Raw genomic sequence first — 13426 nt, 5'->3', positions numbered from 1 at the left:
TCCATGTCGACCGACGTTCTGAGCGCCGATCCGGCCAAGAACCCAACCTATTATCTGGTCGAGGACGAGGATCATCATCACGAATCCGGTGGCTCGACGGCCATCGGCTTCTGGATGTACCTGATGAGCGACTGCCTCATCTTCGCCATCCTGTTCGCCACCTACGGCGTGCTGGGCACCAGCTATGCGGGCGGTCCGACCCCGCGGGAGATTTTCGAGCTCCCGCTGGTCGCGCTCAACACCTCGATGCTGCTGCTGTCGTCGATCACCTATGGCTTCGCCATGATCGCGATGGAGAAGAACCAGAAGTCGAACACGCTGATCTGGCTGGGCATCACCGGCCTGTTCGGTCTCGCCTTTCTGTCGATCGAACTCTACGAATTCGCCAACCTCATCCATGAGGGCGCGGGTCCGCAGCGTTCGGCCTTCCTGTCATCCTTCTTCACGCTGGTCGGCACGCACGGTCTGCACGTCACCTTCGGTTCGATCTGGCTGGTCACGCTGATGGTGCAGGTCGGTCGCTTCGGCCTGATCGAGGCGAACAAGCGCCGCCTGATGTGCCTGTCGATGTTCTGGCACTTCCTGGACGTCGTCTGGATCGGCGTCTTCACCTTTGTCTATCTGCTCGGAGTTCTCCGGTGAGCGCGCACAAGCCCCACGGTCACGGCGATCACGCCAATCTGGACCATGATCTCCACTCGCATGGCGACACGCACGGTCATGGCTCGATGAAGGGCTATATGATCGGGTTCGTGCTGTCGGTGATCCTGACGGCCATTCCGTTCTGGGCGGTCATGACCGGCGCGCTGGGCGATACCCAGACGACCGCGCTGGTCATCATGGGCCTGGCCTTCGTCCAGATCGTCGTCCACATGATCTACTTCCTCCACATGAACACCAAGTCGGAGGGTGGCTGGACGATGATGGCGCTGGTCTTTACGGCCGTGCTGGTCGTCATCACGCTCAGCGGATCGATCTGGGTCATGTATCACATGAACACCAACATGATGCCGGACATGGCCGCCCAGCTGGGCGGCGGCATGTAATGGCCGATGCTGGCGTGAGCGGCGAGCGGCGTGGCCGTTCGCCACTGACGCTGGCGATCCTGACCGCGATCGGCGTGGCGCTGATCGCGGCTTTTCTTTCGCTCGGGCTGTGGCAGTTGCAGCGCCGGGTTTGGAAGCTGAACCTGATCGCGACGGTGGAGGCGAGGCTCCAGGCCCCTCCCGTCGCGGCTCCCCCCACGGCTCAGGCCTCCGACGCCTATATCCGCGTGACGGCAGAGGGGCGTTTTCGCAACGACCGCGAAACCTATGTCCAGGCCGTGACCGAGCGCGGGCCGGGTTTCTGGGTACTGACCCCATTGGTCGGCCCCCGCTTCACCGTAATCGTCAATCGCGGCTTCGTGCCCGCCGAGAAGCGGGCCGATCATAGTCGCCCTGACGGCCCCGTTCGTATCACCGGGCTTTTGCGCGTTACGGAGCCGGGTGGTGCCTTCCTCCGGTCGAACGATCCCGCTGCCGATCGCTGGTACTCGCGCGATGTCGCCGCGATTGCCGAGGCCAAGCGGCTTGGCCCGGTCGCGCCCTATTTCATCGACGCCGACAAAACGGCCAATCCCGGCGGCTATCCCGTCGGCGGGCTGACGGTCGTGGCGTTCCGGAACAGCCATCTTTCCTATGCCCTGACCTGGTTCGCGCTGGCGATCCTGACGGTGGTCGGCATCGTCATCCTCTGGCGGCGAGGTCGCGAGTGACCTCGGGCGATCCGCCCTTCCTGCCCTTTACCGTTCGCCCACGCGAGCCCGACGCGGCTGCGGGCACCGCCAATATGCGCCAGCTTATTCACCTGCGCTGGATGGCGGTGGCGGGGCAGTTGATAACGATCCTGTTCGTCAACCGCCTCATGGGGGTTCAGCTCCCCATTCCGGCGATGATGGGCGTGCTGGTGATGGCGGCCGCGATCAATTTGCTCAGCTATTTCCGGCTGCGCTTCCACCGGATCACCAACACCGAACTCCTGTTCGCCCTGATGTTCGACGTCGGCACGCTGACGCTTCAGCTGTTTCTAGCGGGCGGTGCGACCAATCCGTTCATTTCGCTCTATCTGATCCAGGTGGTCTTGGGCGCGGTGTTGCTGGAGACGTGGTCGGCCTGGGCGCTGGCGGGGATTACCGGGCTTTGCTTTGGATTGCTGTCGCTCCACCACCGGCCGCTTGCCTTTCCGCCCTGGTTGTTCGGCGATATTGCCGGGCTGCATACGCTGGGCAACTGGCTGGGCTTTGCGCTGGTCACGGGGCTGCTGATCCTGTTCGTCACCCGGATCAGCCACAATATGCGCCTCAGCGCCGCACGGCTGGCGGACCTGCGTCAGCAGGCGTCGGAGGAGGAGCATATCGTCCGCATGGGCCTGCTCGCCTCGGGCGCGGCGCATGAGCTGGGCACCCCCTTGGCCAGCCTGTCGGTGATCCTCAGCGATTGGCGGCGCGTCCCCAAGCTGCGCGACGATGCCGAACTGATGGGCGAGATCGCCGAGATGCAGGCCGAGGTGCAACGCTGCAAGGCGATCGTCACCCGCATCCTGCAATCGGCGGGCGAACCCCGCGGCGAGGCGGCCGAACTCTCGGAGGTCGGGCGCTTCATCGACACCATCGTCGACGAATGGCGACAGAGCCACGCCCAAGTCGCGCTCAATTATCAGCGGAGCGACGATGACGCCGCGATCGTCTCCGACCCCGCGATCAAGCAGGCGGTATGGAACGTCCTCGACAATGCGGCCGAAGCCTCGCCGCAGTGGGTCGGCCTGACCGTCGCGCGAGAGGGCGGGGCAGTGGCGGTCCGCGTCACCGATCGCGGGCCGGGCTTTACCCCGGCAACATTGTCGCAGGTCGGGCGGCCACAACAATCGACCAAGGGCGAGGGCCACGGCGTCGGGCTTTTCCTCGTGTCCAGTGTCGTCCGCAAATTGGGCGGCCGGGTCGAGGCGGCAAACCGGGTCGAGGGTGGCGCTATCGTCACCCTAACCCTACCTTTGAGTATGATCGGCGTATCGGATCGGGAGTAGAGATGGACGAAGACCGTTCATTGGTAATCGTCGAGGATGACGAGACCTTCGCACGGACCCTGCAGCGTTCGTTCGAGCGTCGCGGCTACCGCGTGTGGGTGGCCGCCAGTCCGGATGCGCTGCGCGAGGTGTTGAGCACGACCACGCCGCGTTATGCGGTGGTCGACCTGAAGCTGGGGCAGGCGTCGGGCCTGGCCTGTGTGCAGACGCTGCACGCACATGATCCCGAGATGCTGATCGTCGTGCTGACCGGCTTTGCCAGCATCGCGACGGCGGTGGAGGCGATCAAGCTGGGCGCGTGCCACTATCTCGCCAAGCCGTCCAATACCGACGATATCGAGGCTGCGTTCCACAAGGCAAGCGGGGACGCGACGACGGCGATCACCGACCGCCCCAGCTCGATCAAGACGCTGGAATGGGAGCGGATCAACGAGACGCTGGCCGAGACGAACTTCAACATCTCGGAAACCGCAAGACGGCTGGGGATGCACCGTCGCACCCTCGCGCGGAAACTGGAGAAGCGCCACGTCCCCTGACGTGGCGCTTGCTCCGATCAGCGGCGCTTTTCGGCCGCGATCCAATCGGCGATCTTCTTTTCCAGCACCGGCATCGGCAGCGCGCCGGTGTCGAGTACCTCGGCATGGAAACGGCGGGGATCGAACTTCGCACCCAGCTCGGCCTTGGCCTGTGCCTTCAACCGGCTGATCGTCAGCTGGCCGATCTTATAGGCCAAGGCCTGGCCCGGAATGGCGATGTAACGCTCGACCTCGGCGGTCGCGTCGGTGCGCGCCATAGGCGAATTGGCGAGCATATAGTCGATCGCCTGATCGCGGGTCCAACCCTTGGCATGGATGCCGGTATCGACGACCAGCCGCATCGCGCGCAGCATTTCGTCGTTCAGCCCGCCCATCCGTTGATAGGGATCGGTTTCCATGCCCAGTTCGGGCCACAGCGTCTCGGCATAGAGGGCCCAGCCCTCGGCATAGGCGGTGTTGCCGCCGAAGCGCATGAAGGCGGGCAGCGCCGCATTTTCCTGCGCCAGGCTGATCTGGAAATGATGGCCCGGCACCGCTTCGTGAAGATAGAGCGTCTCCATCTCCCACATATAGCGTGAGGGGAGGTCATAGGTGTTGTAGTAGAAGACGCCCGGCCGCGTCCCGTCCGGGGTGCCGCCCTGATAGGAGCCACCGGCATCGGTCTTTTCCTTGAAGGCCGGGACCGGACGGATTTCGAGCGGTGTCTTGGGGATCAGCGAGAATTGTTCGCGGATGCGCGCATCGACACGGCGGCCGATCGCCTCATAGCCTTCGCGGAGTTGTGCCGCGCTCTTGGGCGCGAAACGCGCGTCGGTGCGCAGGAAGGTGAAGAACTCCGCCAAGCTACCCTTGAAGCCGACCGCCTGTTTCTGAACCTCCATCGCCTTCAGGATACGCGCGACCTCGGATAGGCCGAGCTGATGCACGTCTTCGGCCTTGAGGGGCAGGGTGGTGTTCTGCTCGATCAGATAGGCATAGAGCTTGTCGCCGCCCGGCATCCCCGACAGGCCGACCGTATCGCGCGCCACAGGCAGATAGGTGTCGGCCAGGAAGGTCCGCATCCGCTGCTCGGCCGGTACGATGACGTCGCGGATCTGCGCGGCATAGGCGGCCTTCAGTCGTGCCTGCTCGGCCGCCGGGACGGTGGCGGGGAAATTCATGACCGGACCGTAGAAGGTCGACTTCTCGACCGGCACGGCGAGCAGATTGTCGAATTGGGCGATCATGTTGCGCACGACCAGCTTGGGCTGGACGATGCCGCTTGCCATGCCCTGCCGAAAGCGGGTGATCGCTTCGTCCAACAGGCGGGCGTATTCGACGTTGCGCTTCAGGTTGTTTTCGTAATCGGCCACCGTGTTGAACGGCGCGGCGCCCTGGCCCGAGGCGAATTCGGGGTAGAAGGTCTGGATGCCGTAGAAGTGATCCATGGGTCGTACGATCGTCAGCGCGACGATGGCCGGATCGAAGCCCCTCAGCGTCGTCTCGCCCTGCTGCTTGAAGACGTCATAGGCGACTTGGTTGGTCGGGGTCAGCCTGGCCCGATCGATCTGGCCCAGGGCCTTCAGGTCCTTTTCGGTCGCCGCGCGCTCGGCCGCGATATAGGCGTCGGAAAAGAAATCGCCGATCCGGTCGGCCCGGCGCATGTCGCCTCGGAAGATGCCGCTGATCGGGTTGCGCGCCAGGCTCGCTTCGTCGCTGTCGTGGAAAAGCTGTTTGAGCCGGGCGTCCTCCTTGCCCTCACCGGGTTGAGGGGCCGCGATGGGCGTGGCCTGCGCCTGGACGGTGGCGGGGGCGCTCAGCGAGAGGGCGGCGAGGACGATGGCGAGGGAGGAAGAGCGCAAGCGGATATCCCGGTGAGAGCGTTGGAGCGATCTTGGTAGAAAGCCCCGTTCGCACCCGCAAGCCGTTGCGGCATAACCCCAAAAAAGAAGCACCCCGCGATCACCATCGGATCGCGGGGCGCCGTCTGCTCGCCATGGGGGGCGAGCTTAGACCGACGTCTTGTTCGTCGCCGCCTTGGCCGCGGCCGACCCGGCATTGCTGGCAACCTTGACCACATCGTCGAACAGCGACTTGGCGCGGTCCTTGGCGGCGTCCTTGGTCAGACCGGCTTCCTCCAATTCACGAAGACCCGTCTCGCGCGCGGCCTGGGTCGCCTGGCGAATCGTCTCGCCCAGCTTCTTGCCGAGCGGGGTGAGCAATTCCTTTTCGCGCGCCGAACGCGGGATCAGCGCGCCCGCGATCACGCCGACGACCAAGCCGCCGACGAGGATGCCGAGCGGATTGGATTCGATCGAACGGGCCGTCTTGTGCGCCAGCTCGCCTGCTTTGTCCTTGGACGTGTGGAGCGCGGTTGCGGCCTTGTCCTTCGCATCATGATAGGCCTGCGACGCGGTTTGGCGCGTGTGGTCGATCTTTTCGCGGAGGGCAGTCTGCTGATCCTGGTGGGTTTCGGTGGTCATTGCGAACATCCTTCTGGGCCGTGTCGCGAGGGCGCGCCCCCCGCGAACCAAATCAGCGTTTACGCTTGAACAGGCGGGCGATCCGCCGACGATTGAGGAAGAGGCCGAGCATGGCCACGCCGCCAGCGACGGCAGCAGGGTTGCTCTTCGCGGACTCGAGGCCGCACTTCGCGGCCGTGACGCTCGCCTCACGTGCCTGCGCGGCCAGTGCCTGCGGCTCCAGCTTCGCCTGGATGCGCGATGCGGTGGCGTTCAGCCGCTCGCGTGCCTCGGCCGCGCGAATTTCCGCTTCTGCGATGGTCATGCGCCACCTCCCGACAGACGGGACTTGCCCATCATCGCTAAGATGCCGGCAATGATGACGACCACGCCGACGACGATCAGCGTCGCCGCGAAAGGCCCGGTCGCCGGCGCCAATGCGAAGATCAGGCCGACGAGCAACGCGATCAGCGCCGACAGGCCCAGCACCGCTGCGACCCCGAAGAAGATCGCCGCGCTGCGATAGCGTCCGATCTTGTCGGTCGCTCGGGCCTTCGCCAGATCGATCTCGGCGGTGATGAAAGTCCGCCCATCATCGACGAGCTGCGACACCAGCGAAGTCAGCGTCTCCGGCTCGGGCGATACCGCCGTCCGCAGGGTTTCGACGACGCGGGTCACGCGGAGGCGTCGACCGACTGGCGGGTTTCGACACCCGACTGGACGACGCGCGCCAGTGCGAAGCCGAGGGCGGCTGCAATGCCGATCGCGACCGCCGGGCTCTTGGCGACGAAGGCGCGGGCGTCGTCGAGCAGTTCCTCGACGTCCTTGTCCTTGATCGCACCCGACAGCGAGGTCACGGTGTCGGCCGCCGAGCGGGCATATTGGCCATATTGATTGCCCAGCTTTTCGTCGACTTGCCCGGCCGCGTCGTTCAGCAGCTGCGCAACCTGATCGAGCGCCGACCCGGCCTTGGCCTTGCCGTCACCGGCCAGCGCCTGGATCTTGTCGACCGCCTGCTGCTGGAACTTGCTGGCGCCGTCCTTCACCTGCTGCTTGGCGTCGGCGAGACCGGCCTTCGTCGTCGAAGCATCGGTGTCCGATACCAGCGGGGCGTTCGGGGCGGCCACTTCCGGCGCGACCGCGATGTTGGCGCCGAAACCGGGCGTCGCGGTATCAGCGGCGGGGAAGGTGCTGTCGGTGTCAGCCATCGAAAAACCCTTTCGTTACGGCCCGGGCGAACGGGCGGTTTGCGTCTTAACCCCGGCAATGGAAGCACGGTTCCATGATTTTACCGCAATTGCCCTTCACACAGTCACACGGTAGAGCCGCGCCGAGACCACTAGGCTGATGTAGGAGCATCGTTACGTGACCGCAATCATCGACATCCACGCGCGTCAAATCCTGGACAGCCGGGGCAATCCCACCGTCGAAGTCGACGTGCTGCTCGAAGACGGCAGCTTCGGCCGCGCCGCCGTTCCCTCGGGCGCATCGACCGGCGCGCATGAAGCCGTCGAGAAGCGCGACGGCGACAAGAGCCGCTGGATGGGCAAGGGCGTCGAAGCCGCGGTCGAAGCGGTCAACGACGAGATCACCGACGCGATCCTGGGCATGGATGCCGAGGATCAGGCCGATCTCGACCGCGTCATGATCGAACTGGACGGCACCGAGAACAAGGGCCGCCTGGGCGCGAATGCCATCCTGGGCGTCAGCCTGGCGGCGGCCAAGGCCGCATCCGAAGCGCGGGGCCTGCCGCTTTACAAATATGTCGGTGGCGTCTCGGCGCATCTGCTGCCGGTGCCGATGATGAACATCATCAATGGCGGCGAGCATGCGGACAATCCGATCGATTTCCAGGAATTCATGATCATGCCGGTCGGTGCGGCGAACATCATGGAAGCGGTCCGCTGCGGTTCGGAAATCTTCCATACGCTGAAGAAGGCGCTGCACGAAAAGGGCCTGGCGACCGGCGTGGGCGACGAGGGCGGCTTCGCCCCCAACATCGCCTCGACCACCGAAGCGCTCGACTTCATCATGGCATCCGTCGAGAAGGCCGGGTACAAGCCGGGCGACGACGTGATGATCGCGCTCGACTGCGCGGCAACCGAGTTCTTCAAGGACGGCAAGTACAATATCTCGGGCGAGGGCAAGGTCCTGTCGAGCCATGAGATGGCCGAGTATCTCGCCGACCTGACCCGCCGGTACCCGATCCTGTCGATCGAGGACGGCATGGCCGAGGACGACTGGGAGGGCTGGAAGGCGCTGACCGACCTGATCGGCGACAAGGTGCAGCTGGTCGGCGACGATCTGTTCGTCACCAACCCCAAGCGTCTGAAGAAGGGCATCGAGGGCGGCTATGCCAACTCGCTGCTGGTGAAGGTCAACCAGATCGGCACGCTGACCGAGACGCTGGAGGCCGTGTCGCTGGCGCAGCGTTCGCGCTACACCGCCGTCATGTCGCACCGTTCGGGCGAAACCGAAGACGCGACCATCGCCGACCTGGCGGTCGCCACCAACTGCGGTCAGATCAAGACGGGCTCGCTGGCGCGTTCGGACCGGCTCGCCAAGTACAACCAGCTGATCCGCATCGAGGAAGAGCTGGGTGACTCGGCGCGCTATGCCGGTCGCGATATTCTCATCCGCGCTTGAAATCGGAAGGCGACGGGACGATTATGGTTGCCGTGACCAAGAAACCGTCGCCTTTCATCCGGACCATGCGGCGTGCCGCGCTGCCCGCCCTTGGTCTGACGATCGTTGCCTTTTTCGGTGCCTATGCGGTGCTGGGGCGCAACGGCCTGCTCGCTTATGGCGAGTATCAGCGCCAGCTGGTCAAGCGAGAGCATGACTATGCCGCGCTCGACAAGCGACGGACGGTGTTGAAGAACAGGGTGGCGCTGCTCGATCCGGACCATGCCAATCCGGACATGGTCGACGAGATGGTCCGTAAGGAACTGAACGTCGCCCATCCGGACGAGGTTATCGTTCCCCTGAAATGAAAAAGGGCGGCCCCGCAAGGCCGCCCTTTTCCGTATCACCGACCCATGAAGGTCAGCAGGTCGCTGGTCAGACGGTCGCTGTGCGTGACGTTCAACCCGTGCGGCGCGCCGTCATATTCGACGAGCTGCGAATGCGCGATGCCCGCCGCTGCGGCGCGGCCCGCCGCATCGATCGGAACGGTCTGATCGCCGGTCCCATGCACGATCAGCGTCGGCACGCGGAACGCGGACAGGTCGGGGCGGAAATCCGTCTGGCTGAACGACTCGGCGCAGGCCAGCGTCGGCTTGAGCCCCGCCTGCATCGCCATGCTCGTCGCCCAGTCGAGCACATCGTCGCTGACCGGGCTGCTGATGAAGCCCACGCCAAAGAATTGCTTGAAGAAGGTGTGGCGCAGGAAGTTGGCGCGGTCGTCGCGCAGGCCCTGGCCGATCTGGTCGAACACCGATTGGTCGGTGCCGTGGGGATTATCGTCGGTCTTGAGCATGTAGGGCACGACCGAGGCGATGAGCCCGGCCGCGACCACGCCCTTGCCGTCATGGCGGCTCATATAGCGGGCGACTTCACCGCCGCCCATCGAGAAGCCGATGATCGCCGCGTCCTGCGCGCCCGTCGCCTCCAGCACATCGGCCAGATCATCGGACAGCGTGTCATAGTCGTACCCCGACCACGGCTGGCCAGAGCGTCCGAAGCCACGCCGGTCATAGGCGATGGCGCGGAACCCGGCCTCGGCCAGCGCCATCATCTGGGCGTCCCACATGTCCGCCGAGAGCGGCCAGCCATGGAGCAGCACGACGGGGCGTCCCTCACCCCAGTCCTTGACGTAGATGTCGGTTCCGTCGCGGGTCTTCACATAAGGCATCGTCTGCTCCTGCGCATATGGCGATAAGGTGGGAGGTGAACGGGCCGGTCGTGCGGCCGTTCCGTATCCCCGGCGATTGCAGAGCGTCATGGAGTCCAACGATCCCATCGACTTGGATGGGGCCGATCTGGAGGGTAATAAAGCGGCAGTCCCGCATTGCCTTCGTTACGTGATGAAGTCACATTCCCATCATTCGCGATTGAGACGGAGCGTGACGGAATGCGGGGATGGCGTGGACTGCTGGCGGGCACGATGCTGGCCGGGCAGCTTGTGGCGGGGCATGCGATGGCGCAGACCAGTCCGATGACCGAGAACGATCCCTATATCTGGCTGGAGGACAAGGACGGCGCGAAGGCGCTCGGCTGGGTCGAGGCGGAGAATGCCAAGACCTTGCCACGTCTCCAGAACGATCCGCGTTATCAAACCTTCTATTCCGAAGCGCTCGCCATCGCCTCTGCCAAGGATCGCATTCCGATGCCGGGCCAGATCTATGGCCGCATCGTCAATTTCTGGCGCGATGCCGATCATCCGCAAGGGCTATGGCGCTGGACGACCGAAGCCGATTACGCTTCCGCCGCGCCGAAATGGACGACGCTTCTCGACCTCGACGCACTCGGCAAGGCGGAGGGCAAGAAATGGGTCTGGAAGGGCCTGTCCTGCCTCAGCCCGGAGGATCGGCTGTGCCTGATCGCCCTGTCCGAGGGTGGCGAGGACGCGATCGAATATCGCGAGTTCGATCTGGAGACCGGTCAGTTCGTCCCGAACGGTTTTCGTCTCTCCACCTCCAAACAGGGCGCGGCCTGGCTCGACAAGGATACGCTGCTGGTCAGTCGTGACTGGGGGCAGGGGACACTCACCAAGTCGAGCTATCCCTTCGTCGTGAAGATGGTGAAGCGCGGAGCACCGCTGGAACAGGCGACCGAGATTTTCCGTGGCGCGCCGACCGACGAACTGGGCACCTATGCCAGTGTCCTGACCGATGCGAAGGGCACTCGGGCGGTCGTGATCGAGCGGCGACAGACGTTCTTCGGCGGCAGCAAGCTGTTCTGGACGCCAGGCGGCGGGGCCAAGCCTATCGCGATGCCCGCCCGCGCCTTTCCGGCCGGGATGGTCGATGGCAAGGTGATCTTCCAGAGCAGCGACGCCTGGGGCCAGCACCCGGCGGGTTCGGTCGTCTGGGCACCGCTGTCCGAGCTGCAAGCGGGGCAGATCACCCCACGCGCGCTGTTCACGCCGACCGACCGACAGGCGGTGGAGGGGGTTTCGACCACGAAGGACCGCGTCGTCGTCACCTATATCGACAATGTCCGGGGCCGGGCGAGCGTCTTTGCCCCGACCGGCAACGGCTGGGCGGCCACGGTCGTGCAGGTGCCGGACAATATGGCGGTCGATGTGGTCAGCACCAGCGACCGGTCGAACACCGTCTATCTGTCGACCTCGGGCTTCACGACGCCGACCGTGTTGTCGCGCTTCGACGCTAGCCGTCCGGCCGCGCCGCAAGTGCTGAAGACGCTGCCCGCCCGTTTCGATGCCGCGGGTACGACGGTCCATCAATATGAAGCCGTCTCGACCGACGGGACCAAAATCCCCTATTTCGTCGTCCTGCCCAAGGGCGCGAAGCTGGACGGAACGACGCCCACGCTGATGACGGCCTATGGCGGGTTCGAGATTGCCCGCCTGCCCAATTATCTCGGTTCGACCGGCAAGATCTGGACCGAGCGGGGCGGTGCGTTCGTGCTCGCCAATATCCGGGGTGGCGGCGAGTTCGGCCCGAAATGGCATGATGCGGGCCGCAAGACCAAGCGGCAGATCATCTATGACGATTTCGCGAGCGTGGCGAAGGACCTCTTCACGCGGCGGATTACCAATCCGCAGAAGCTGGGCATCTATGGCGGATCGAATGGCGGCCTGTTGATGGGTGTCGAACTGACCCAGCATCCCGAGCTGTGGAAGGCGGTGACGATCCAGGTGCCGCTGCTCGACATGGTGCGGTATCAGAAGATCGCGGCGGGCGATTCGTGGAAAGACGAATATGGCTCGATCGACGTGCCGGAGGAGGCTGCGTTCCTGCGCAAGATTTCGCCCTATGCCAATATCCGCAAGGGCGTCGCTTACCCCGAGCCCTATATCTGGACCACGACCAAGGATGACCGCGTCGGGCCGCAGCATGCGCGCAAATTCGCCGCGCGCCTGTCGGAATATGGCATACCCTATCTTTTTTACGAAGATACGGCAGGTGGGCACTCGGGCGATGCCGACATTGCGCAAGGTGCGCGGTTGAGTGCGCAGCAGATGGTATATTTCGCCCAGAAGCTGATGGACGCGCCGAAACGATAGCCGAAGGGGCCGGGTGTCTCGCACGCCCGGCCTTTCCAATGCCCCATGCGGCAATTATGCTCTTGCTGCACCGCGACAGGATCGGCAAATGCAGGGGATGACCGATATGACGACGACCGAGCGCCGTCCGGCTGAACCGGCGGCAGGCGCTCCCGCCATCATCTTCGAAGCGATCGTCAAGATGCAGGCGGTGTCCGCCATGTATAATCGCGGCGAAGTGGTGCTGGCGCCCCATGTGATCTTCACGCGACACGACGAACTATATGTCGACGCGACGACGATCGAGCGGGACGGAAAGCCGCCGCGCGAGGAAAAGATGGGCACCTTCAAGCTTGCCGGACTTGGCGCGCTGCGCCTGACGCCCCGGCGGTTCACGGCAAGCGCCCTGTTCGAGCGCGATGCCGAGAAATATCAGGGTGCGGCCCTGATGATGGTCGAGCCGGGCTGATCCTGGAAAAGCCAGGTACCGCGCTTCGATAGAAACGCGGTACCTGGAGCCTTAGCGGCAGCGGACCTGGTTCTGCTCGATCGAGCGACCGGCCAAGGCGCCGCCTGCCGCCCCGAGCAGCGTCGCGATCGTGCTGCTCCGCCCGCCGACCAGATTGCCCAGCACGCCACCGGCTGCGCCACCGATGATCAGGCCGGTCGTGCCGTCCGGGCGACGGCAATAATAGCGACCATCGGTCCCCGCATAGACCCGATCCTGCGGCTGCAGCACGCGCTCGCGATATTGCGAACCGTCGCGATAGTCGCCCACCGGATCGTAATAAGGTTCGGCGTTGCGGTCATAGCCATCGGCCGGAACCGGCGGTGCGACCCGATAACCACCGGGACCAGCCTGTGGCGGGGCGGGGCGATAGTCGCCATCGTCATAGCCGCCCTGGCTCCGCTCGGACTGGTACAGGTCCACTTCCTGACGATAGATCTGATATTCCCGATCGAAGCGCGCCTGCGCCGCCCGGAACCGCGCATCCTGTGCGGCGGTCTGTGCCGTCGCAGGAATGGCCGTTGCAGTGACGGCGGTGGTGATCGCCAAGATGGTCAGACGACGAAAGCCCATCGCTCCTATCCCTCCATACCCCGACAATCGGGGGAGGCGAGCGATACGGCCACGAAAGGATATGGTTCCTGAACGACATCAACCATTCCTCCCCTGCAAGGGGAGGGGGACCATGCGCAGCATGGTGGAGGGGTGT

General features: G+C 64.5%; 16 protein-coding genes. 9 read left to right on the top strand and 7 right to left on the bottom strand.

All coding sequences use genetic code 11. The features are described from left to right. Positions 1–3: 3 nt before the first annotated feature. From cyoC to ASF14_RS11545, 5 genes are read left to right on the top strand one after another with little or no spacing between them, the layout of a single operon-like run. Positions 4–642, top strand: coding sequence for a cytochrome o ubiquinol oxidase subunit III (gene cyoC, locus ASF14_RS11565; RefSeq protein ID WP_007403230.1), 639 nt, complete (start codon positions 4–6; stop codon positions 640–642). Next, positions 639–1046, top strand: a complete 408-nt coding sequence (gene cyoD, locus ASF14_RS11560) for a cytochrome o ubiquinol oxidase subunit IV (protein ID WP_076716231.1) — start codon at positions 639–641, stop codon at positions 1044–1046. Before cyoC ends, cyoD begins: the two co-directional genes overlap by 4 nt. Continuing rightward, positions 1046–1756, top strand: a complete 711-nt coding sequence (locus tag ASF14_RS11555; protein WP_056434931.1) for an SURF1 family protein — start codon at positions 1046–1048, stop codon at positions 1754–1756. Before cyoD ends, ASF14_RS11555 begins: the two co-directional genes overlap by 1 nt. After that, entirely contained in the window at positions 1753–3063 is a 1311-nt protein-coding gene (locus tag ASF14_RS11550; RefSeq protein WP_056434930.1) for an ATP-binding protein, read from the top strand. Before ASF14_RS11555 ends, ASF14_RS11550 begins: the two co-directional genes overlap by 4 nt. A 2-nt stretch (positions 3064–3065) precedes the next feature. Next, positions 3066–3599, top strand: a complete 534-nt coding sequence (locus ASF14_RS11545) for a response regulator transcription factor (protein ID WP_056434929.1) — start codon at positions 3066–3068, stop codon at positions 3597–3599. A 17-nt stretch (positions 3600–3616) separates the two neighbouring features. Here ASF14_RS11545 and ASF14_RS11540 read toward each other — a convergent pair whose 3' ends face one another. The 5 genes from ASF14_RS11540 to ASF14_RS11520 form a co-directional block, all read right to left on the bottom strand. Continuing rightward, positions 3617–5446, bottom strand: coding sequence for a DUF885 domain-containing protein (locus ASF14_RS11540; protein ID WP_443025797.1), 1830 nt, complete (start codon positions 5444–5446; stop codon positions 3617–3619). Between the two features lie 141 nt (positions 5447–5587). Then, positions 5588–6061, bottom strand: a complete 474-nt coding sequence (locus tag ASF14_RS11535; RefSeq protein WP_236697029.1) for a hypothetical protein — start codon at positions 6059–6061, stop codon at positions 5588–5590. 52 nt (positions 6062–6113) lie between these two features. Beyond that, a complete protein-coding gene (locus ASF14_RS11530) occupies positions 6114–6365 on the bottom strand; it encodes a hypothetical protein (RefSeq protein ID WP_056434926.1) in 252 nt (83 codons plus the stop codon). Then, the gene (locus ASF14_RS11525; RefSeq protein WP_056434925.1) at positions 6362–6718 is read right to left on the bottom strand and encodes a phage holin family protein; all 357 of its coding nucleotides are present in this window, start codon (positions 6716–6718) and stop codon (positions 6362–6364) included. The genes ASF14_RS11530 and ASF14_RS11525 overlap by 4 nt, the downstream gene beginning before the upstream one ends. Continuing rightward, positions 6715–7248 carry a hypothetical protein gene (locus ASF14_RS11520; RefSeq protein ID WP_156361157.1) on the bottom strand — a complete coding sequence of 178 codons (534 nt, stop codon included), beginning with the start codon at positions 7246–7248 and terminating at the stop codon, positions 6715–6717. Before ASF14_RS11520 ends, ASF14_RS11525 begins: the two co-directional genes overlap by 4 nt. Positions 7249–7405: 157 nt before the next feature. On the opposite strand from ASF14_RS11520, the gene eno reads away from it, so the two are divergent. Together eno and ASF14_RS11510 are read left to right on the top strand one after the other, a co-directional pair. Continuing rightward, a complete protein-coding gene (gene eno / locus ASF14_RS11515; RefSeq protein ID WP_056434924.1) occupies positions 7406–8686 on the top strand; it encodes a phosphopyruvate hydratase in 1281 nt (426 codons plus the stop codon). A gap of 65 nt (positions 8687–8751) precedes the next feature. Further along, on the top strand, positions 8752–9033 hold the full coding sequence (locus tag ASF14_RS11510; RefSeq protein WP_089413591.1) for an FtsB family cell division protein: 282 nt from the start codon (positions 8752–8754) through the stop codon (positions 9031–9033). Positions 9034–9068: 35 nt separating this feature from the next. On the opposite strand, the gene ASF14_RS11505 is transcribed toward ASF14_RS11510, so the two are convergent. Next, positions 9069–9893: an alpha/beta fold hydrolase gene (locus tag ASF14_RS11505; RefSeq protein ID WP_056434923.1), complete on the bottom strand. Its 825-nt coding sequence runs from the start codon at positions 9891–9893 to the stop codon at positions 9069–9071. 219 nt (positions 9894–10112) lie between these two features. Here ASF14_RS11505 and ASF14_RS11500 point away from each other — a divergent pair, with 219 nt between their 5' ends. Together ASF14_RS11500 and ASF14_RS11495 are read left to right on the top strand one after the other, a co-directional pair. Beyond that, the gene (locus ASF14_RS11500; RefSeq protein WP_056434922.1) at positions 10113–12230 is read left to right on the top strand and encodes a prolyl oligopeptidase family serine peptidase; all 2118 of its coding nucleotides are present in this window, start codon (positions 10113–10115) and stop codon (positions 12228–12230) included. 106 nt (positions 12231–12336) lie between these two features. Further along, positions 12337–12678 (top strand): hypothetical protein, encoded by a 342-nt coding sequence (locus tag ASF14_RS11495; protein WP_056435349.1) that lies wholly within the window; start codon positions 12337–12339, stop codon positions 12676–12678. Positions 12679–12729: 51 nt separating this feature from the next. Here ASF14_RS11495 and ASF14_RS11490 read toward each other — a convergent pair whose 3' ends face one another. Then, complete coding sequence (locus ASF14_RS11490; protein WP_056434921.1) at positions 12730–13290, bottom strand: glycine zipper 2TM domain-containing protein; 561 nt, start codon at positions 13288–13290, stop codon at positions 12730–12732. Between the last annotated feature and the right edge of the window lie 136 nt (positions 13291–13426).

The sequence above is a fragment of the Sphingomonas sp. Leaf257 genome, assembly GCF_001422185.1.
Classification (GTDB): Bacteria; Pseudomonadota; Alphaproteobacteria; order Sphingomonadales; family Sphingomonadaceae; genus Sphingomonas; species Sphingomonas yabuuchiae.
Note: the sequence above shows the minus strand (reverse complement) of the source record. Positions and strands in the feature narration are given on the sequence as shown.